Consider the following 20,283-nt stretch of genomic DNA (forward strand, 5'->3'; position numbering starts at 1 on the left):
GCCCTTCCTTGCATGCCTAGCTGGGCAGGGTCCACTTCTGGTTGGTGCCGCCGTGGCAGCTCCACTGGTGCACGACCGCGCCGTCGGCCGAGTTGTTGCCGGAGACGTCCAGGCACTTGCCCGACTGCGTGTTGCGCAGGCTCCCGTCGGACTGCGCCGCCCACCGCTGGGCGCCGCCGCCGTTGCACGACCAGAGCTGCACCTTCGCCCCGTCGGCCGAGGAGCCGCCGTTGACGTCCAGGCACTTGCCCAGCGACCGCAGCGTGCTGTCCGTGCCCACCGTCCACTGCTGGCCGGCGGCGCCGTTGCAGGTGAACAGCTGGATCTGGGTGCCGTCGGCCGACGAGCCGTTGCGCACGTCCAGGCACTTGCCGGCCAGCCCGACGATCCGCCCGGTGCGGGTCGGCGGGTTGGTGCCGCCCAGCTCCTTGATCCGGATGTTGCGGAACGACACGTCGTCGCCGGTGCCGTGGTTCTGGACGCCGACGTAGCCGGCGAGCGAGCGGGCCGGGTCGGTGTTGGTGAAGTCGTTGATCTTCACGCCGTTGAGCAGGACCTGGAGCCGCTCCCCCTCGACCAGCAGCTCGTAGGTGTTCCACTCCCCCGGCGGGTTGAGCGCGGCGTCGCGGGCGGCCAGGTCGGCGGACTTGACCCCGTAGATCGAGCCGGTGGTGCGGTCGTCGGAGTCGGTGGCGTCGATCTGCACCTCGTACCCGTTGGTCATCGCCGAGTTCGGGTCGGTGGAGGCGGGGAAGCCGACGAAGACCCCGGAGTTGTCGTCCCCGGGGATCCGCCAGTCCAGCTTCAGCGAGTAGTTGGTGAACTGCTTCGCGCTGTACCAGTACAGGCCGAGGCCGCCGGAGGAGCTGAGGGTGGCGTCGGTGTTGGTGAAGCCGCCCGGCCCCGCCTGGCTCCAGCCAGTCGTGGAGCCGTTGTAGAGGGCGGTGTAGCCGGTCTCGGGCCGGCAGTCGGCCTTCGTGCGCCCGGCCGCGTACCGGATGCCGCCGAGCAGGTGGGCGCGGAACGCCGCCTCGGAGTACGACGACTGGCTGTGGCCGCCGCCGGTGTAGAAGGACCGGCCGCCGTTGTAGGTCTTGCACCAGGCGTGCGGGTGGTCGCCGCCCATCGCCCCGCCCGAGTACGACGACTCGTCGAGGCTGGCCAGCACGTGCGCGGTGGAGCGGGCGTTGGTGCGGAAGTCGTACCACTCGTCGGTGCGGGTCCAGGTCTGGCCGAGGTGGGCGGTGGCGGCGTGCGCCCGGTCCTCCACCTTCACCCGGGCCTGCTGGATGGCCGGGTGGGAGGCGAACCACGCGCCGACGAGGTTGCCGTAGAACGGCCAGTTGTATTCGGTGTCGGCGGCGGCGTGCACGCCGACGTAGCCGCCGCCGGCCCCGATGTACGACTCGAACGCCGCCTGCTGGCTGTCGTTGAGCACGTCGCCGGTGGTGTTGAGGAAGATCACCGCCTCGAAGCGGGCCAGGTTGGCGGTGGTGAACTGGGCGGCGTCCTCGGTGGCGGTGACGGTGAAGCTGTTGGCCGCGCCGAGGTCACGGATGGCCTGGGTGCCGACGGCGATGGAGTCGTGCCGGAAGCCGGCGGTCTTGGAGAAGACCAGCACGTCGTACGGGGCGTCGGCGGCCGACGCCGGGGTGGCCGGGGTGGTGCAGGCGAGCACGGCCAGGGCGGCGGTGGCCGCGCCGAGGAGGGGACGGAGGAGTCTTCGCATGTCGTTCTCCTGGGTGTGGTGGCGGTGCGGTCCCCCGCCCGGGGCGGGGGACCGCAGGGAGACCGCGGAGGTGCCTTAGGGCAGGGTCCACTTCTGGTTGGCCCCGCCGTTGCAGGTCCACAGGTGCACGACCGTGCCGTCGGCGGAGTTGTTGCCGGAGACGTCCAGGCACTTGCCCGACGGGGTGTTGCGCAGCGAGCCGTCGGACTGCGCCGCCCACCGCTGGGCGTTGCCGCCGTTGCACGACCAGAGCTGCACCTTCGTCCCGTCGGCCGTAGCGCCGCCGTTGACGTCGAGGCACTTGCCCAGCGACCGGATCGTGGCGTCGCTGCCCACCGTCCACTGCTGGCCGGCGGCGCCGTTGCAGGTGAACAACTGCACCTGCGTGCCGTCGGTCGAGGAGCCGTTGCGCACGTCCAGGCACTTGCCGGCCAACCCGACGATCCGCCCGGTGCCGGTCGGCGGCGTCACGGTGCCGGTGTTCAGGGTGAACGCGTCGACGTCGTACAGCGTCCCGGAGCCACCGGCGAAGGTGAGGTAGAGCGTGGTGGTGCCGGTCGGCGGGTTGGAGATCGACCCGGTGACGGTGGTGAAGGTCTCCCACGACCCGGTCACCGGGACGGTCACCGAGCCGAGCACCGTGCCGGTCGCCGAGCCGGTGCGGACCTGGAGGGTGCCGCCCGCGCCGGCCGAGGAGACCCGGGCGGTGAAGGAGGTGACGTTGCCGATCCGGTACGGCTCGAAGGCGATCCACTCCCCGTTCTGGATGTCGCCCACGGTCTTGCCGCCCTCGGCGGTGGTCTTGTCGTAGGTGCTGATGCCGGACGAGGTCTTGAAGTGCTCGGCCTGCCGGTGCCGGGGCTGGAGGATGTGCTGGGTGTGCGTGGTCAGGCCGCCGAGGTCGGTGTACTCGGCGTCGAAGACGGCGAAGATGTTCGCCGCGTCGTCGTGCTCGCCGTCGACGGGGATGGTGATGGTGCCGGAGCAGCCGTTCTGTGAGGCGATCTGGTGGCCGTGCTGGTCGTGGCCGAGCACGTAGGTCATCTTGACCTTGGCGCAGTCGATCGAGCCGTCCTCGGGGTCGGTGACGGTGATGCTGAACGGCACGGTGTCACCGAAGGAGAACAGGCTGCCGTTGGCCGGCCCGGTGATGGTGACCGTCGGGGCGGTGTTGCCGACGTTGACCGTGACGCTGCTGGAGCCGGTCGCGCCCTGCGGGTCGCGCACGGTCAGCGTCGCGGTGTACGACCCGTCCGTGGTGTACGTCTTCGTCGGGTTGGCCGCCGTGGAGGTGGTGCCGTCGCCGAACGCCCACGAGTAGGTCAGCGCCCCGCCCTCCGGGTCGGCGGACCCGGCGGAGGAGAAGTTCACGGTCAGCGGGGCCGGCCCGGAGGTCCGGTCCGCGCCGGCGCGGGCGACCGGCGCCCGGTTGCCGACGCCGACGTAGTCGAAGCGGTACAGCGCCGAGTTGGCGTCGCCGTTGTAGTAGCCGGTGCCGTAGTCGAGCACGTAGTACGCCCCGTCGGGGCCGAACGCGGAGTCCATCACCTGCTTGCCGACCCACGGGAAGCTGTCGATGGTGCCGGGCGACCCGTCGGTGTTGAGGTGGATCGGCTTGATCCAGCCCCGGCCGAACTCGGTGGCGAAGAACTGCCCGTCGAAGGACTGCGGGAACTTCGTCGCCGAGGGGTTGTTGGCGTCGAACCGGTAGACCGGGCCGGCCGCCGGCGACTCGGAGCCGCTGCCGAACGCGGGCGGGCTGCCGGAGTCGCCGCCGTACTTGATCCAGGAGGGTTTGGCCGGCGGGAGGGTGCTCAGGCCGGTGTTGCGGAACGAGTTGTTGGTCGGCCCGCCGGTGCAGTTGAACTTGGGGCCGGTGGAGTTGCTGGCGAAGTCCCACTCGTTGTAGGTCTCGGCGGTGGTGTTGGTGCCGGTGCAGTACGGCCAGCCGTAGTTGCCGGGGCCGGTGACCCGGTTGAACTCGACCTGGCCGGAGGGGCCCCGGTTGGAGTTGGTGCTGCCGGCGTCCGGCCCGTAGTCGCCGACGTAGACGATGCCGGTGGCCTTGTCGACGCTGATCCGGAACGGGTTGCGGAAGCCCATCGCGTAGATCTCGGGGCGGGTCTTCGCGGTGCCGGGGGCGAAGAGGTTGCCGGCCGGGATCGAGTACGTGCCGTCGGCGTTCACCTTGATCCGCAGGAGCTTGCCCCGCAGGTCGTTGGTGTTGCCGGCGCTGCGCTGCGCGTCGTACGCCGGGTTGCGGTTGGTCCGCTCGTCCAGCGGCGAGTAGCCGGCGGAGTCGAACGGGTTGCTGTCGTCGCCGGTGGACAGGTAGAGGTTGCCGGCGGCGTCGAAGTCCATGTCGCTGCCGACGTGGCAGCAGATGCCCCGGTCGGTGCCGACGTCGAGGATGTCGACCTTGCTGGACATGTTGATGGTGAAGTCGGAGTTCAGGGTGAAGCGGGACAGCCGGTTGACGCCCTGCCAGGCGGACCAGTTGGTGCCGGTGGCGGGCGCGTCGCCGCCGGGGGTGGACAGCGGCGGGGCGTAGAAGAGGTAGATGTGCCGGTTGGTGGCGAAGTTCGGGTCGACCCCGAGGCTCTGCATCCCGTCCTCGTCGTGGGTGTAGACGGGGATCGTGCCGATGGTCCGGGTGGTGCCGGTGGCGTCGGTGCGCCGCACCGTGCCGTTGCGGGCGGTGTGCAGCACCGACCGGTCCGGCAGCACGGCCAGCGACATCGGCTCGCCCATCTCGGAGACGCCGCGGGCCAGCTCGACCTGCTGGAAGTCGCTGGCGTTGATGGTGTGCGCGGCGGCCGGCGCCGCCGACACGGTCACGGCGGTGGCCGCGGCGAACACCGTGAGCAGGGCGGTGCCCGCCGCCGCCCAGCTGCGGGCCGGGCCGTGGTGACCGGTGGCGCGGCGGTGGAGGCGAAGTCTTCTATACATGCAGGGGTGCCCTCTCTGGCCGGTGGTGGGGGCGCGTCGTCGCGCCGGCTGCCGCGGCGGACGTCCCTTCGGCACAGCGGTGGACGTTCCTCGGCGGGCTGCGCTCGTCGACAGGGACGAGACCGTCGGCACGCGGGGACGGAGATGGCGGCCGGCAGCTCGTCGACGAGGGCACCGTGCCCACTGGAAACACCTCGTCGAACCGGTTCGCAGCACATTTACATTAATCTATGTGCGCGGTTGTGTCGAGGATGTTTCGAAAATGTGCGGCTGCCGCCGGCGCCGCACGAGCGGGCTGCCGCCCAGCACCGGCGGCCCGGCGGGGGGCGTCAGACCGTCCGGACGATGGTCCGGGCGGCCAGCCCGGCGAGCGCCTCCCGGGCGGCGGGGGCGAGCGGCGCGTCGGCCAGGGCCCGCAGGCCCGCCTTGGCGCGCATCCGGATCATCCGCTCGATCTCGTCCCGGGCCCCCGTGGCCTCGATGATGGCCCGCAGCTCGGCGGCGCCGTCGTCGTCCAGGTCGGCGTTGCCGAACAACTCCCGCAGCCGGGCGCTCTGCGCCCGGTCCGCCGCCTGCCGGGCCAGCGCCATCATCACCGTCGGCTTGCCCTCCCGCAGGTCGTCCAGGATGGACTTGCCGGTGACCTGCGGGTCGCCGAAGACGCCCAGCACGTCGTCGCGGAGCTGGAAGGCGTCGCCGAGCGGGTCGCCGAACTCCGCCAGCGCCTCCGCCAGCTCCGGCGGGCCGCCGGCCAGGGCCGCGCCGATCTGCAACGGCCGGGTCACCGTGTACCGGGCGGCCTTGAGCCGGATCACGGTGAGCGCGCTGGCCACCGAGCCGTCGCCCACCCCGGAGACCAGGTCCAGGTACTCCCCCGCGATCACCTCGGTACGCATCAGCGCGAACACCGCGTAGCCGCGTTGCAGCTCGTCGCGGCCCAGCCCGCACTCGTGGAACATCTGGTCCGCCCACGCGGCGCAGAGGTCACCGCAGAGCAGGGCGGTGTTGCGCCCGTACGCCTCCGGGTCGCCCCGCCACGCGGAGCGGGTGTGCAGGTCGGCGAAGATGCGGTGCACCGACGGCGCGCCCCGCCGCCGGTCGCTGTGGTCGAGGATGTCGTCGTGGATCAGCGCGAAGGCGTGGAACAGCTCCAACGCCGCCGAGGCGACCAGGATCGGAGTGCCGTCCCCGCCGTCGTCCTGGCCGCCGGCCGCCCGCCAGCCCCAGTAGCAGAACTGGGGCCGCAGCCGCTTGCCGCCGGCCAGGACGAACCGGTGCAGGGCCGCGAAGATGCCCCGCGGCGCGCCGTCGGGCCAGTCGGGGGCCTGCCGGTCGAGGAAGGCGGCCAGCTCGGTGTCGACCCGGGTGCGCAGGCCGCTCGCGTCGCTGGGCGCGGCCGTCACCGTCATGTTGTTTCTCCCTGTTCAGTGGCGAGGCCGGCTCACCCGTGGCGGGTCAGGCCGGCCAGCTCCAGCAGCAGCGCCTTCACCTCGGTCGCCGCCACCGCGTCGCGGGCCGGGCCGGGGTCGGAGCAGAGCAGCACCGGACCGTCGGCCGGGTCTGCCGGCAGACGGCCGTGCGACCCGCGCACCGCCCGCGCGCCGGCGTCCAGCCCCACCACGCTCATCAGGTACCGCATACCCAACTTCTTCCGGGCCAGCGCGGTCGCGGCCCGGCGCTTCGCCGCCCCGGGGGCGGCCGGGTCGAAGAACAACTCGGCGGGGTCGTAGCCGGGCTTGCGGTGGATCTCCACGAGCCGGGCGAAGTCGGGGGCACGGGCGTCGTCGAGCCAGTAGTAGTACGTGAACCAGGCGTCCGGCTCGGCCACCAGCACCAGCTCGCCGCTGCGCGGGTGCGCCAGCCCGTACGCGGCCTGGCCCTCGGCGTCGAGCACCTCGGCCACCCCGGGCAGCCCCGCGCAGAGCTTCGCCACCGCCGGCACGTCGGCCGGGTCGCGGACGTACACGTGGGCGATCTGGTGGTCGGCGACGGCGAACGCCCGGGACGTCCATGGGTCCAGGTACTCCATGCCGTCCTGGGTGTGGACCCGCAGCAGCCCCTCGGCGCGCAGCAGCCGGTTGACGTCCACCGGGCAGGCGACGTCGGTGATGCCGTACTCGGACAGGGCCACCACCGTGGCGCCCTTGGCGCGGGCGGCGTCGATCAGCGGGCCGAGCACCTTGTCCAGCTCCGCCGCCGCGGCGGCGGCCTGCGGCGAGGACGGCCCGAACCGTTGCAGGTCGTAGTCCAGGTGCGGGACGTAGACCAGGGTCAGGTCGGGGGCGTGGTCGGCGAGGATCTGCTCGGCCGCCCGGCAGATCCACGCCGACGACGGCAGCCCGGCCCCCGGCCCCCAGTACGTGAACAGCGGGAACGTGCCCAGCTTCGCGGTCAACGCGTCGTGCAGCTCGGGCGGGTCGGTGTAGCAGTCCGGCTCCTTGCGGCCGTCGGCGTAGTAGACCGGGCGGGGGGTGACCGTCCAGTCCACGTCCGCGCCCATGGCGTACCACCAGCACACGTTGGCCACCGTGTAGCCAGGCTCGACCTTGCGGGCGGCCTGCCACAGCTTCTCCCCGCCGACCAGGGCGTTGTGCTGCCGCCAGAGCAGCACCTCGCCGAGCTCCCGGAAATACCAGCCGTTGCCGACGATGCCGTGCCCGGCCGGCGGCTCGCCGGTGAGGAACGTGGACTGCACCGCGCAGGTGACCGCCGGCAGCACCGTGCCCAGCGGGGCGGTGAAGCCGCCGTCGGCCACCGACCGCAGCCGGGGCATGTGGGCCAGCAGGCGTGGGGTCAGGCCCACCACGTCCAGCACCACCAGTCGCTTGCTCACCGCAGCACCCCCGTCCCGAGTGATGTGAGACCCACGGCGACCAGTTCGTCGCGGGCGAAGGCCAGTTCGGCGGCGATCCCGGCGGCCAGCTCGGCCGCGTCGCGGGGCCGCCGCGCCGCCGGCAGCACCCCCCAGGTGTACGTCTCGACGTCGAGGTGGTCGCAGCCGGCGACCGGGCCGGCGAACAGCGCGGCCAGCGCGGCGCGCAGCACCGGCACGGTCGCGGTCAGCGGCGGCTCGGGCGGGGCGTGCAGCGGCACGTGGTAGTGCACCCGCCACGCGCCGGGCAGCGACGCGGCCAGGGCCGCGTCGAGGTCGTCGGCGGCGTACGCCGGGTCGGCCGGGTCGGCGGCGTGGCCGCAGCCGGCCGCGCGGGTCTGGTGCAGGAAACGCGGCTCCACCCACGGGCGCAGCGCCTCCACCGCGCCGGCCGGGGCCTCGATCGCGGCGGACACCTGCACCTTCACCACCGGCAGCCCGGCGGCGGCGAGCCGGCCCAGGGCGGCGGCCGGCTCCTCCCACGCGCAGGCCAGGTGGGCCAGGTCCAGGCAGACGCCGAGCCGCGCCGGGTCGGTGCCGGCGAGCAGGGCGGCGGCCTGGCCGGTGGACTCCACCACGCAGCCCGGCTCCGGCTCGAAGCCGACCCGCACGGTGCGGCCGGTGTCGCGCTCGATCCCGGCCAGCCCGGCGGCCAGCGCGTCGAGCCGCCGCCGCGCCGCGTCGGCCCGGTCGGTGTCCCACGGGGTGCGCCAGGCCAGCGGCAGGGTGGACACCGAGCCCCGGGCCGCGTCGTCGGGCAGCAGGTCGGCCAGCACCCGGGCCAGGTCCAGGGTGTACGCGAGCCGCTCGGGCGTCGTCCAGTCCGGGTGGTAGACGGCGTGCTTCACCACCGGGGCCTGGAACGCCGCGTACGGGAAGCCGTTGAGCGTCACCACCTCCAGCCCGCGCGCGGTCAGCTCGGCGCGCAGCCGGCGGCGCAGGCCCTCGTCGGCGGCGAGCGCGGCGGCCACCGGGGCGGCCAGCCACAGCCCCAGCCCGAGCCGGTCGGAGTCGAGGGCGCGGCGCACCGGCACGGCGTAGGTGTCCAGTTGGGCGAGGATGCCGGCGAGGTCCTCGGCGGGGTGCACGTTGGTGCAGTAGCCGAGGTGGACGGTCTCGCCGCCGCCGTGGCGCAGCCGCATCAGCTGCCGCCGCGCAGGATCGAGTTGCCGGCGAACGTGCCGCCGGCCGGGGCCGCCCCGCCGGCGCCGCCCGGCCCCGGCTGCCCGCCGGCCCCGGCCGGCGCGTCGGCGTCGTCGACGCCGGTCAGGTCGAGCCGGCCGGACTGGGCGTAGAACTCGACCGGGTTGCGCCACAGCACCCGGTCGACGTCGTCGGCGGTGAACCCGGCCAGCAGCATCGCCTCGCCGGTGGCCCGGGTCAGCAGCGGGTCGGACCGGCCCCAGTCGGCGGCCGAGTTGACCAGCATCCGCTCGGTGCCGTACAGCCGCAGCAGCTCCACCATCCGCGGCGGCGACATCTTGGTGTCGGGATAGATGGAGAAGCCCAGCCAGCAGCCGGAGTCCCGGACCAGGCCGGCGGTCACCTCGTTGAGGTGGTCGAGCACCACCCGGCCCGGGTCGATGCCGGACTCGGCGACCACCGCGAGGCTGCGCTCCACGCCCCGGGCCTTGTCCCGGTGCGGGGTGTGCACCATGGCCGGCAGCTCGTGGTCGACGGCCAGGGCGAGCTGGGCGGCGAACGCCTCGTCCTCGGCCGGGGTCATCGAGTCGTACCCGATCTCGCCGACCGCGACCACGCCGTCCTTCTCCAGGTAGCGGGGCAGCAGGTCGAGCACCGGCCGGCAGCGCGGGTCGTTGGCCTCCTTCGGGTTCAGCGCGATGGTGGCGTGGTGCCGGACGCCGAACTGCGCGGCCCGGAACGGCTCCCACCCGATGATCGAGTCGAAGTAGTCGGCGAAGCTGTCCGGGCTGGTGCGCGGCTGGCCCAGCCAGAACGCCGGCTCGACCACGGCCCGGACCCCGGCGGCGGCCATCCGCTCGTAGTCGTCCGTGGTGCGGGAGGTCATGTGGATGTGCGGGTCGAAGATGCGCATGGTCACGCCTTCCGGGCGTCGGACGGTACGGCGGGGTCCGCGACCGGGCTCGCGGCGGGGCTCGCGGTGGCGGTGAGCCGGTCGAGCAGGGCGGCGGCGTCGGCCGGCACCTCCCGGCCGGCGGCGCGCCGCTCGACGGCGAACCCGCCCAGCATGGCGGCCAGCCCGGCGTCGGCGCGGGCGTCGAGGTCGTGCACCACGGCCAGCGGCACGCCGGTGAAGACGCACTTGAGCACGGCCTGCCGCCAGGCGTCCGCGTCGAGGTGCCGGGAGTAGGGGCCGAGGGCGGCGGCGATCAGCCGGGTGTCGTTGGTGCGGATCGCGTCGTGCAGCAGCGGCTCGCACTCCGCGCCGATCGGCAGCAGCGGCAGGGCCCGCAGCACGGCCCGCTTCTCGGCGGCGTCGCCGTGCCGGTAGACGTCGGCGGCGTGGCCGGCGTGGTCGGCGGGCAGCGCCGCCAGCAGCAGCACGCGGGCCGCCTCGTCGGCCGTCCAGCCGGGGGCGTCGGGCAGCGGGCCCCGGCCGCAGCGGCGCGCGGCGGCGGCGACGAACCGCGCGACCGTCGCCGGCTCGGCCGCGACGCGCTCGACCGCCGCGTCCAGCCACTCCGGGTCCGGTACGCCGCGCAGGGCGGCGCGTAGTCGTTCGGGTGTCATCCCGCTCTCCCTTCCGAGCTGGTGCGGACGGTGCTCAGCCGCCGCCGGGGTGGTCGGACGGGGTGCCGGGCCCGGCGGCGGCACGCGCCACGGCGGCGTGCCCGGCGGGGGCGTGCCCGGCGGCCACGGCGCGCTCGGCGGCGGCGCGGAGGAAGTCGAGGGACCGGGCGGCCACCTGCGGGGCGGCGTGCGAGTGCCGGGGCAGCTCCACGGCGACCAGCCCGGCGTAGCCGACCTCGGCGAGCGCGGCGAGCACCGGCGGGAAGTCGATCTCGCCGGCGCCGAACTCCAGGTGCTCGTGCACGCCCCGGCGCATGTCGTCGATCTGCACGTTGACCAGGTGCGCGCCGACGGACCGGACGCAGTCGGGCACGTCGACCGGCTCCAGGCAGCGGCAGTGTCCGATGTCGAGGGTGAGGCCGAACGCCGCCGGGCGGCCCAGGGCGTCGCGCAGCCGCCGCCAGCCGGCGATGTCCTCGACGAGCATCCCCGGCTCCGGCTCGAAGCCGAGCCGCACCCCGGCGGCGTCGGCCGCCGCGCAGACGGTGGCGCAGCCGGCCACGAGACGGTCCCAGGCGACGGCCGGCGCGACGTCGGCGGGGCGCACCCCGGCCCAGAAGGAGACCGCCTCGGCGCCCAGGTCCGCGCCGACCGCGACGGCCCGGCGGAGGAACTCGACCCGGCGGGCCGGGTCGTCGTGCAGCAGGGTCGGCGCGTGCTTGTGCCACGGGTCGAGCAGGAACCGGGCCCCCGTCTCGACCACCACGGCGAGCCCGAGCGCGTCGAGGCGGCGGGCCACGGCGGCCGTGCGGCGGGCCAGGTCGGGGGCGAACGGGTCGAGGTGGTCGTGGTCGAGGGTGAGCGCCACCCCCCGGTAGCCGAGGTCGGCGACGACGGCGAGCGCGTCGTCGAGCCGGTGGTTGGCGAAGCCGTTCGTGCCGTAGCCGAACCGCAGCGAGCCGGGCCCGGCCGGGGCGGCGGGTCGGTCGGCGGTGGCGGGTCGGCCGGCGGCGGGGTCGGCCGGCGGGTCGGCGGTCACGTCGGGGACACCTTCCGGGCCAGCAGCCGGCCCAGCGGCGCGGCGGCGGCGACCGCGAGGCCCAGCAGCCCCGCGCCGGCCCGGGCGGTCAGCGCGCCCTGCAACGCGGGCAGCCCGGTGATGCCCGCGCCGACGGCGGCCCGGACCCGCCCCGCCGAACCGTCGGCGAGCACCCGGGCCTGCGCCCCACCGTAGCGGGCGAGGTAGCCGGCGGCGAGGGCCGCCGGGGCGGCGGCGGGCCGGGGGCCCACCGCGGCGGCGGCGACGAGGGCCGTGCCGGCGAGGGTCGCGCCGGGCAGGACCCGGTCGGTCCCGCCGACCTCGCGGCGGGACAGGGCGGTGACCGTCCAGGTGTGCGCGGCGACGGTGGCCGCCGCCGGCACGGCCCGGGACAGCCGGCCGCCGGTCGCGCCGAGCAGCACGTCCAGCCCCCGGCAGGCCGCCATCACGGCGGGGCCGGCGGCGGTGTTCTTCGCCGCCAGGTCGTACGCCCAGACGGCGGCGGCCAGCGGCACGGCGACGGCGGCGGCGCGCCGGCCGCCCGCCGCGGCGGCCAGGGCCACCCCGGCGGCGGTGAGGCCGGCGGCGACGCCGAGCGCGGCGGGCGGGCTGACCCGGCCGCTGGGGATGGGCCGCTCCGGGCGCTCGACCGCGTCGAGGCCCCGGTCGGCCCAGTCGTTGGCGGCCATCCCGGCCCAGTAGAGCAGCACCGACGCGGCGGCCAGGCCGGGCGTACGTCGACCGAGCGCGCCGGCCGCCGCCGCGCCGGCCATCACGTCGCCGGGCACGGAGAGCCCGGCCGGGGCGCGGACCAGCTCGGCCAGGTCGCCGAGGGTGCTCACGCGGCACCGCCGGCCGGCGGTGTCCCGGCCCCGGCGTGCAGGTCGGCGGCGAACGCGGCCAGCCGGGCCCACTGCTCGCCCAGCGCGTGACCGGGGGCGCGGTCGGCGGTCGCACCCGCGTCCGGCCCGGAGTCGGCGGGGCCGAGCGGGTCCTTGAAGAAGAACGCCAGGTCGGTCAGGGGCCCGTGCCGGCCGGCGGCGTGCGCGGCGGCGGTGATCCGGGCCAGGTCGAGCACGAGCGGGGCGGCCAGCGCGGAGTCGCAGCCGTGCCAGGTGAACTCCAGCCGCATGCCGGTGCCGAGGAAGCCGGCGAAGGTGATCAGATCCCAGGCGGTCTTGAAGTCGCCCAGCTCCTCGACGTAGTCGATGCGGGTGTCGCCCTGCGGGACGTAGCCGAGGATCTCGCCGAGGACGCGCTGCTTGCTGGCGACCTTGGCGGCGTTGGCGTCCGGCTGGGCCAGGGTCGCGCCGTCGCCGCCGCCGAGCAGGTTCGTGCCGGACCAGGAGCGCACCGCGAGGTGCCGCATCGCGAACATCGGGGCGAGCACCGACTTGAGCAGGGTCTCCCCGGTCTTGCCGTCGTGCCCCGCGTAGGGCACGGCGTGCCGGGCGGCCAGCGCCGCGAGGGCGGGCAGCCGGGCCCCGGTCGACGGGGTGAAGTCCACGTAGGGGCAGCCGGCGGTGAACGCCGCGTACGCGTACAGCGAGCTGGGCGGCAGCACCTCCTCGCCGGCGGCGAGCGCGGCGGCCAGGGCGTCGGGGTCGGCGTGCGCGGGGTGCGGGCGGGCGGCCGGCTCGGTGGCCGAGACGTTGACCACCACCACCCGGTCCAGCCCGTGCCGCCCGCGGAACGCGGCGAGGTCGGCGACGACGGCCGCGGCCCGGTCGGCCTGGGTCCCGCCCACCGGGGCGGGACGCACGTCGTCGTCGACGGCGGCCAGCTCCTCGCCGAGCGCGGCGACCAGCCGGGCCGGGACCACCCCGGCGTCGGCCAGGGCCTCGGCCCGCTTGGCCAGCGGGGTGGCGGCCACGTCGTGACCGCCGAACACGAGATCGGCGAACGAGGGCCACGCGGGGCCCCGCAGCTCGGACAACTCGGTGACGCAGCCGGTCGGGCCGGTGAGCCCGGCCCGCAGGGCGAGCGCCCCGACGATGCTGGTGGTCGCGACCGAGCCGCGCGCCCCCACCAGCCAGACACCCGTACGCATGGTGCTCCTTCCGCCAGTGGTCCCAGCATAGATCAACGTCGATGTTATGCGCCCCGCCCGGCCGCCCGGCCCGACTCCCCACGTCCGGCGCCGAAAGCGGCGACAACGGTGCCGGGCGGGTTCGCCGGATCGGGCGGCGGACGGAGCTGGCAGGCAGGGTCGGTCGGCGTCCCGTCCCTGTCTCCCCCGCAGTGCGTGGTGCCCGGCCCTCCGGCGCGACCGGGGAATCCCGGTCCGGCCGCGCCGGAGAAGCCGTCGTGCTGTCGTGCGCGCCGGGCGGGTGCCCGCCGACGCACGCCCTCCGGAGCCGACCCCGTCCCCGCCGCGGGGCGCAACCGCGGCGGGTCCCTCGCCGGCCGGTCCGGAAAGCCTCTGGTCGGGCGGTGCGGCCCGCGGGCCGCACCGCCGTCCGGTCAGGCGGCGACCGCCTCCAACGCCGGCTCCACGTCGGTCCAGCTGGAGCCCTGCTCCGCCGAGCGGGTCACCGCGTCCAGCACGAGCTGGACCTGCAACCCGTCGACGAACGACGGCGCGGGGTCGACGCCGGTGGCGATCGCCTCGACGAGGTCGCGCGCCTGGTGGGTGAAGCTGTGCTCGTAGCCGATGATGTGGCCCGGCGGCCACCACGCCGACATGTACGGGTGCTCGGCCTCGGTCACCAGGATGCGCGTGAAGCCCTGCTCGGCGGCGGGCCGCGTCGCGTCGTAGAACTCCAGCTCGTTGAGGCGTTCCAGGTCGAAGACCAGGGTGCCCAGCGAACCGTTGATCTCGATCCGCAGCGCGTTCTTGCGGCCGGTGGCGAAGCGGCTCGCCTCGTACGTGGCCAGCGCGCCGTCGGCGAGCCGGGCCACGAAGACCGCCGCGTCGTCCACGGTGACCGGTCCCGTCTCCGGGCCCGGCCCGTCGGCCGCGCCGTCGCCGGCGGCCTGCGCGGCCAGGCCGCTGTACTCCGCCGGCAACGGACGCTGCTTGACGAACGTCTCGGTGATCGCGCTGACCCCCGTGATCCGCTGGCCCGTGACGTACTGGGTCATGTCGATGATGTGCGCACCGATGTCACCCAGCGCGCCGGAGCCCGCCTTGTCCCTCTGCAACCGCCAGACCAGCGGGAACTGCGGGTCGACGATCCAGTCCTGGAGGTACGCCGCCCGGACGTGGCGGATGGTGCCGAGTCTTCCGTCGGCGATCATCTGCCGCATCAGGGTGACCGCCGGGACCCGGCGGTAGGTGAAGCCGCACATGGACCGGACCCCCGACGCCTGCGCGGCGACCGCCGCGGCGGCCATCTCGCGGGCCTCGGCGACCGTGTTGGCCAGCGGCTTCTCGCAGAGCACGTGCTTGCCGGCGGCCAGCGCGGCCAGCGCGATCTCGGCGTGGCTGTCCCCCGGTGTGCAGATGTCGACCACGTCGATCTCGTCGGACTCGACGAGGCTACGCCAGTCCGTGGTGTACCCGTCCCAGCCGAGCCGGTCGGCGGCCTCGGCCACCTTGCCGGTGTCCCGGCCGCAGACCAACGACATCCGCACCTGCGCCGGCAGGTCGTACACCCGGTTCACGGTGCGCCACGCCTGTGAGTGCGCGGCGCCCATGAACGCGTAGCCGACCATCCCGACCCGCAGTTGACTGTGGTGAGTGGACAAGGTGGGTCTCCCCCCGTGTGTCAGAACCCGAGCTTGAGGTAGTTGCTCGCGTTCTCCTTGGTGATCGTCTCGGACGCCAGCACGATCTCCTTGGGCACCTGGAGCTCCACCAGGTCGGACATGCCCTTGCCCTGGCCGATGAGCCGGGCGAGCGAGATCGCGGAGGACGCCATCGACGGGCTGTAGGTGACGGTGGCCTTCAGGACCGTGTTGTCGGCCTGGATGTCCTCCATCGCCTTCTTCGAGCCGGCGCCGCCGACCATGAAGAACTCCTTGCGGTTGGCCTGGTTGACGGCGGCGAGCACCCCGATGCCCTGGTCGTCGTCGTGGTTCCAGACCGCGTCGATCTTCGGCAGCGCCTGGAACAGGCCGGTGGCGGCCTGCTGGCCGGAGTCCGCCGTGAACTCCGCCGGCCGCCGGTTGGCCACCTTGAAGCCGCTCGCGGCGAGCGTGTCCGCGAAGCCCTTCGAGCGCTCCTGGGTCAGCTCCAGCGAGTCGATGCCGGGGATCTCGCCGATGATCGGGTTGCTGACGCCCTTGGCCTTGAGCTGGTCGATGATGAAGGTGGCCGCGGCCACCCCCATGCCGTAGTTGTCGCCCTTGATCTGGAGCCGGTAGGCCCGGGCGTCCGGGAAGGCCCGGTCCAGGTTGACCACGGGGATGCCGGCCTTCATGGCCTCCAGGCCGAAGGCGTTGAGCTCCTTGCCGTCGTGCGGCAGCAGCACGATGACGTCCGGCTTCTGGGCGACCAGGGTGGACAGCGCCGCGCGCTGGGCCGCCGCGTCCGCGCCGGCCTCGACCGACGTGAACTTCACGTCGGAGTACGCGCCGGCCTGCGCCTTGGCGTTGTTGGTGATGGCGGCGATCCAGCCGTGGTCGGCGGCCGGGGCGGAGAAGCCGATGGTCACCTGCTTGCCCGGGGTGCTGTTGCCGCCTGAGGCGGCCTCGGCCACCTTGGTCTGCGCCGCCGTGGGCGCCGCCTCGTTGCTGGTGCACGCGGTGAGCAGCGCGCCCGCGCCGAGCGCGGCCCCGCCGAACAGCAGCCGCCGACGGGACAGGTCCCGACTGTGCTGGGTCATGACGACCTCCTGGAAGAGGGTGGTGGGCGGAAGAAGGGTGTGGTGCGCCGAGCCACCGTCGGTGCGACGGTCGCCGGATGTGCTGGGCGGTGTGGTGCCTCGGGTGGTGGTGCGGGTGGTGCTCGGGTGCCTCGGGCGGATCAGGTGGTGGTGAGGCGGTTGCGGCCGAGGAACTGGGTGAAGCTGCGGAACTGGAACTGCTGGATCAGGACGGCGGCCACGATGATCCCGCCCTTGACCATGTTCTGGGCCTCGGTGGAGAGGCCGTTGATGGCGAAGAGGTTGGTGATGGTGGAGAAGATGATCACCCCGAGCAGGGAGCCGACGATGGTCCCCCGCCCGCCGCTGAGCAGCGTGCCGCCGATGATCGCGGCGGCGATCGCGTCCAGCTCGTAGAGGTTCGCCATCGCGGCCTGGGCGGAGTTGGCCTGCGCGGTCAGCATGATCGCGGCGATGCCGCAGCAGAGGCCGGACAGCGCGTAGAGCAGCACGGTGTGCCGCCGCACGTTGATGCCGGCGAGCCGGGCCGCCTCCGGGTTGCCGCCGACGGCGACGGTGCGCCGGCCGAACGTCGTCCGGTTGAGCAGCACCCAGCCGGCGATCACCACGGCGGCGAGGATGTAGACCAGCAGGGGGATGCCGAGCGGGCTGGTGCTGGCGATCCCGTTGATCACGCTGTTGCCCGACACCTGGGTCTGCTTGTCGGAGATCTCCGCCGCCAGGCCCCGGGCGGCCACCATCATGGCCAGGGTCGCGATGAACGGCACCAGCTTCCCGTACGACACGAGCAGGCCGTTGACCAGGCCGACGCCCAGCCCGACGGCGAGCGCCGTGAAGATCATGCCGCCCGCGCCGTAGCTCTGGGTGGCCAGCGTGGTGGCCCACACCCCGGCCAGCGCCACGATCGCGCCGACCGACAGGTCGATGCCGCCGCCGATGATCACGAACGTCATGCCGACGGTGACCACGCCGACCACGGACGCGAGCTTGAGGATGGTGAGGATGTTGTCCCACACCCAGCTCGAGTTGCCGTACAGGTCGGGGCGGGTGGCGATGCCGATCACGACCAGCACGACGAGGACGCCGATCAGGCCGAGGTTGCGCCGGGCGCCCTCGCCGCTGTCGCCGCGCCAGAAGGAGAGCCGGCCGGCGGCCGGGGCGGCCCCGTGATGACCGGGGCTCTTGGCGGTCGCCGCCGTCGCGGCGGGGTCCACGGGCGGGGACTGGGCCGGCAGCTCCGCCGGCCGCTCCGGTGTGGCGGTGGGTGTGCTATCGGTCATGCTGGTGCGCCTTCCATCAGCGACCCCGCCATGACGAGGTCGAGCACCGTGTCTTCGTCCAGTTCGCCGGCGGGCGCCTCGCGCACCATCCGGCCTTCGCGCATCACCAGCACCCGATCGGCCAGGCCGAGCACCTCGGGCACCTCGCTGGAGACCAGCAGCACCCCGACGCCCTGGGCGGCCAGCCCCCGGATCACCTGGTACAGCTCCGCCCGGGCGCCCACGTCGACGCCCCGGGTGGGCTCGTCGAGCAGCAGCAGCTTCGTGCCGCCGAGCAGCCAGCGCCCGACCACGACCTTCTGCTGGTTGCCGCCGGACAGGGTCCGCACCGGCCGGCGCACGTCGCGGGGACGCAGCTCCAGGGAGTCGGCGACCCCCTCCGCCTCGGCCCGCTCCCGCCCGGCGTCGGTGAAGCCGAGGCGGGCGAACCGGCCGAACGTGGCCAGCGTGACGTTGCGGAAGATCGGCTCACCGAGCAGCAGCGCCTGGCTCTTGCGCTCCTCGGGGGCCATCCCCATGCCGGCCCGTACCGCCGCCCCGACGCTGCCGGGGCGCAACGCGCGCCCGCCCATCCGGACCGTGCCGGCATCCGCGCGACGGGCGCCGTAGATGGTCTCCAGCAGCTCGGAGCGGCCGGAGCCGACCAGCCCCGCGATGCCGAGGATCTCGCCGGCCCGCACGCGCAGCGACACGTCGGCGAACTCCCCGGCCCGGGTCAGCCCGTCGACCTGGAGCAGCTCCGCGCCGGCGCCGGTGTCGGCGGGACGGTCCGGGAAGACGTACTCGATGTTGCGGCCCGTCATCTTCGCGACCAGCTCGCTGGTCGGGGTGTCGCGCGCCGGCAGGTTCGCCGCCGTGGTCCGGCCGTCCTTGAGTACGGTCACCCGGTCGCCGATCTCGCGGATCTCCTCCATGCGGTGGGAGATGTAGATGACGGCGATGCCCTGCGCGGTCAGCTCACGGATGATCCGGAACAGGTTGCCCACCTCGTCGTGGGCCAGCACCGCGCTCGGCTCGTCCATGATGATCAGTCGGGCCTCGTGGGAGAGCGCCCGGGCCATGCTGACGATCTGCTTGCCGGCCGCCGGCAGCGCCCGCACCATCCGGCCCGGCGGGATCTCGCCGTGGCCGAGCCGGCCCAGGATCTCCCGGGTCCGGCGGGCCATGTGGCCGCGGCGGACGAAACCGCCCCGGCGCGGCTCGTGGCCGAGGAACGCGTTCTCGGCGACCGACAGGTCGTCGACCAGGTCGAGCTCCTGGTAGATCGTGGCGATGCCGGCGCGCATGGCGGCCTGCGGGTTGGCGAACTCGACCGGCTGGCCCCGCCACTGCACCTGGCCCGAGTCCGGGCGGTGCACCCCGGCGAGGACCTTGATCAGGGTGGACTTGCCCGCGCCGTTCTGGCCGAGCAGGCAGTGCACCTCGCCGGCCCGCACCTCGAGCTGCACCCCGCCCAGCGCCCGTACGCCGGGGAAGGTCTTCACCACGTCGGTCAGCCGCAGCACCACCTCGCCCGCGACGGTGTCGGCGGGGGCCTCGACCAGCGGGGCCGCGTTGTCGTCCTGGCTCATGACGCCTCCCCGAAGGCCACATCGCTGGCGAGCACGGCGGCGCCGGCCACCCCGGCGCGCGCGCCCAACTCGGACAGGACGACCGGCAGGTTGCCGGTGGCCAGCGGCAGCGACCGGCGGTAGACCACGCTGCGGATCTCGGCGAGCAGGATGTGGCCCAGCCTGGCCAGCCCGCCGCCGATCACGATCATCGACGGGTTGGTGAAGCTGACCAGCCCGGCCAGCACGCCGCCGACCCGCCGGCCGCCGTCGCGGATGAGCTGGATGCAGACCACGTCGCCCTCGATGGCGCCCTCGGCGACGTCCTCCGCCGTTACGGTGCCCCGGGTGGACAGTCGCTCGGCCAGCGCCGGCGAGGAGCCGTTGCGCGCGGCGGCGTTCGCGTCGCGGGCCAGGGCGGCCCCGCTGAACAGCGCCTCCAGGCAGCCGGCGTTGCCGCAGGAGCACGTCGGCCCGTGCGTGTCGACCTGAATGTGGCCGATGTCCCCGGCGCAGCCGTCGGTGCCCCGGTAGACCTCGCCGCTGAGGTAGATCCCGCACCCGATGCCGGTGCCGATCTTGACGAACAGGAAGTCGTCCACCGAGTGGGCGACGCCGCCGTGCCGCTCGCCGATCGCCATGATGTTGACGTCGTTGTCGACCACCGCGGGGCAGCCGTGCTCGCGGGTCAGCAGCTCGCGGACGGGGAAGCGGTCCCAGCCCGGCATGATCGGCGGCGAGACCGGCACCCCGTCGCGGAAGCTCACGGGCCCGGGGACGCCGATGCCCACGGCGTGCAGCCGCTCGTACGCCCCGTCGACCCGGAACTTGTGCAGCAGCTCGTTGACCCGCTGGAGGGTCACCTTCGGACCGTTGCGGATGTCGGCCGGCTCCGCGTACGCGGCGATCGGCTCCAGCCGCCCGTTGACCACCTCGACGTCGATCGAACTCGCGCCGAGGTCCACCGCCGCGAAGCGCAGCTGCGGGTTGAGCTCGACCAGGGTCGACCGGCGCCCGCCCCGCGACGCCGCGAGGCCGGCCTCGGCGACGTAGCCGAGGTCCACCAGCCGCTCCAGCTCGGCGAGCAGCCGGGGGCGCGCCATCTCCAGCCGGTCGCCCAGCTCCGCCCGGGACACGGCTCCCTCGTCGCGGAGCAACCGCAACAGCCGCAGGTGCAGGGGCTCCACCGTTCGCACCGGCAACTCACCTCCGCATCGGAGTCGTTCACATCGACGAAATCGCGACGTGTTGTGTGCGACACAGTAGAAGTGTTCTGCGGCCACTGTCCAGAGCTTCGGCCAATCCGACCACAACTTTCGTCCGTTCGAACAAAAGCAAGTAGTCGATCTAGAAAAGTCGAGGGAGATGCGGACAACGGACGGC

The 20,283-nt window shown here is 74.2% G+C and carries 15 protein-coding genes; all 15 read right to left on the minus strand.

Going from position 1 to position 20,283, the window contains the following annotated elements; all coding sequences use genetic code 11:
* Positions 1-16: 16 nt before the first annotated feature.
* The 15 genes from O7633_RS11540 to O7633_RS11610 all read right to left on the minus strand — a co-directional run bounded on the left by O7633_RS11540 (position 17) and on the right by O7633_RS11610 (position 20,096).
* A complete protein-coding gene (locus O7633_RS11540; RefSeq protein ID WP_282327805.1) occupies positions 17-1,729 on the minus strand; it encodes a ThuA domain-containing protein in 1,713 nt (570 codons plus the stop codon).
* Positions 1,730-1,804: 75 nt separating this feature from the next.
* Positions 1,805-4,678: a lectin gene (locus tag O7633_RS11545; protein WP_282327806.1), complete on the minus strand. Its 2,874-nt coding sequence runs from the start codon at positions 4,676-4,678 to the stop codon at positions 1,805-1,807.
* 329 nt (positions 4,679-5,007) lie between these two features.
* Entirely contained in the window at positions 5,008-6,087 is a 1,080-nt protein-coding gene (locus O7633_RS11550; protein ID WP_282327808.1) for a polyprenyl synthetase family protein, read from the minus strand.
* 32 nt (positions 6,088-6,119) lie between these two features.
* Positions 6,120-7,511 carry a nucleotide pyrophosphatase/phosphodiesterase family protein gene (locus O7633_RS11555; protein WP_282327811.1) on the minus strand — a complete coding sequence of 464 codons (1,392 nt, stop codon included), beginning with the start codon at positions 7,509-7,511 and terminating at the stop codon, positions 6,120-6,122.
* Positions 7,508-8,692, minus strand: coding sequence for a metabolite traffic protein EboE (gene eboE, locus O7633_RS11560; protein ID WP_282327812.1), 1,185 nt, complete (start codon positions 8,690-8,692; stop codon positions 7,508-7,510). Before eboE ends, O7633_RS11555 begins: the two co-directional genes overlap by 4 nt.
* Positions 8,692-9,606, minus strand: a complete 915-nt coding sequence (locus O7633_RS11565; RefSeq protein WP_282327813.1) for a TatD family hydrolase — start codon at positions 9,604-9,606, stop codon at positions 8,692-8,694. Before O7633_RS11565 ends, eboE begins: the two co-directional genes overlap by 1 nt.
* Positions 9,607-9,608: 2 nt before the next feature.
* Positions 9,609-10,262 carry an EboA domain-containing protein gene (locus O7633_RS11570; RefSeq protein WP_282327814.1) on the minus strand — a complete coding sequence of 218 codons (654 nt, stop codon included), beginning with the start codon at positions 10,260-10,262 and terminating at the stop codon, positions 9,609-9,611.
* A 34-nt stretch (positions 10,263-10,296) separates the two neighbouring features.
* Positions 10,297-11,217 (minus strand): sugar phosphate isomerase/epimerase family protein, encoded by a 921-nt coding sequence (locus O7633_RS11575; RefSeq protein ID WP_282328528.1) that lies wholly within the window; start codon positions 11,215-11,217, stop codon positions 10,297-10,299.
* An 80-nt stretch (positions 11,218-11,297) separates the two neighbouring features.
* The gene (locus tag O7633_RS11580) at positions 11,298-12,143 is read right to left on the minus strand and encodes an SCO3242 family prenyltransferase (RefSeq protein ID WP_282327815.1); all 846 of its coding nucleotides are present in this window, start codon (positions 12,141-12,143) and stop codon (positions 11,298-11,300) included.
* A complete protein-coding gene (locus tag O7633_RS11585; RefSeq protein ID WP_282327816.1) occupies positions 12,140-13,351 on the minus strand; it encodes an inositol-3-phosphate synthase in 1,212 nt (403 codons plus the stop codon). Before O7633_RS11585 ends, O7633_RS11580 begins: the two co-directional genes overlap by 4 nt.
* Positions 13,352-13,764: 413 nt before the next feature.
* Positions 13,765-14,991 carry a Gfo/Idh/MocA family oxidoreductase gene (locus O7633_RS11590; RefSeq protein ID WP_282327818.1) on the minus strand — a complete coding sequence of 409 codons (1,227 nt, stop codon included), beginning with the start codon at positions 14,989-14,991 and terminating at the stop codon, positions 13,765-13,767.
* A 20-nt stretch (positions 14,992-15,011) separates the two neighbouring features.
* A complete protein-coding gene (locus O7633_RS11595) occupies positions 15,012-16,070 on the minus strand; it encodes a substrate-binding domain-containing protein (RefSeq protein WP_278128676.1) in 1,059 nt (352 codons plus the stop codon).
* A 140-nt stretch (positions 16,071-16,210) separates the two neighbouring features.
* Positions 16,211-17,350: an ABC transporter permease gene (locus O7633_RS11600; protein ID WP_282327821.1), complete on the minus strand. Its 1,140-nt coding sequence runs from the start codon at positions 17,348-17,350 to the stop codon at positions 16,211-16,213.
* Entirely contained in the window at positions 17,347-18,921 is a 1,575-nt protein-coding gene (locus O7633_RS11605) for a sugar ABC transporter ATP-binding protein (RefSeq protein ID WP_074474615.1), read from the minus strand. The genes O7633_RS11600 and O7633_RS11605 overlap by 4 nt, the downstream gene beginning before the upstream one ends.
* The gene (locus O7633_RS11610; RefSeq protein WP_282327822.1) at positions 18,918-20,096 is read right to left on the minus strand and encodes an ROK family protein; all 1,179 of its coding nucleotides are present in this window, start codon (positions 20,094-20,096) and stop codon (positions 18,918-18,920) included. The genes O7633_RS11605 and O7633_RS11610 overlap by 4 nt, the downstream gene beginning before the upstream one ends.
* Between the last annotated feature and the right edge of the window lie 187 nt (positions 20,097-20,283).

Source organism: Micromonospora sp. WMMD712 (genome assembly GCF_029581295.1).
GTDB classification, from domain to species: Bacteria; Actinomycetota; Actinomycetes; order Mycobacteriales; family Micromonosporaceae; genus Micromonospora; species Micromonospora carbonacea.

Bases quoted from the DNA above. Each gene is read 5' to 3' on its own strand.
- O7633_RS11540 (WP_282327805.1), bottom strand. From the start codon at position 1,729: ATGCGAAGACTCCTCCGTCCCCTCCTCGGCGCGGCCACCGCCGCCCTG.
- O7633_RS11550 (WP_282327808.1), bottom strand. From the start codon at position 6,087: ATGACGGTGACGGCCGCGCCCAGCGACGCGAGCGGCCTGCGCACCCGG.
- O7633_RS11565 (WP_282327813.1), bottom strand. From the start codon at position 9,606: ATGCGCATCTTCGACCCGCACATCCACATGACCTCCCGCACCACGGAC.
- O7633_RS11605 (WP_074474615.1), bottom strand. From the start codon at position 18,921: ATGAGCCAGGACGACAACGCGGCCCCGCTGGTCGAGGCCCCCGCCGAC.
- O7633_RS11585 (WP_282327816.1), bottom strand. From the start codon at position 13,351: ATGCGTACGGGTGTCTGGCTGGTGGGGGCGCGCGGCTCGGTCGCGACC.
- O7633_RS11545 (WP_282327806.1), bottom strand. From the start codon at position 4,678: ATGTATAGAAGACTTCGCCTCCACCGCCGCGCCACCGGTCACCACGGC.
- eboE (WP_282327812.1), bottom strand. From the start codon at position 8,692: ATGCGGCTGCGCCACGGCGGCGGCGAGACCGTCCACCTCGGCTACTGC.
- O7633_RS11595 (WP_278128676.1), bottom strand. From the start codon at position 16,070: ATGACCCAGCACAGTCGGGACCTGTCCCGTCGGCGGCTGCTGTTCGGC.
- O7633_RS11570 (WP_282327814.1), bottom strand. From the start codon at position 10,262: ATGACACCCGAACGACTACGCGCCGCCCTGCGCGGCGTACCGGACCCG.
- O7633_RS11600 (WP_282327821.1), bottom strand. From the start codon at position 17,350: ATGACCGATAGCACACCCACCGCCACACCGGAGCGGCCGGCGGAGCTG.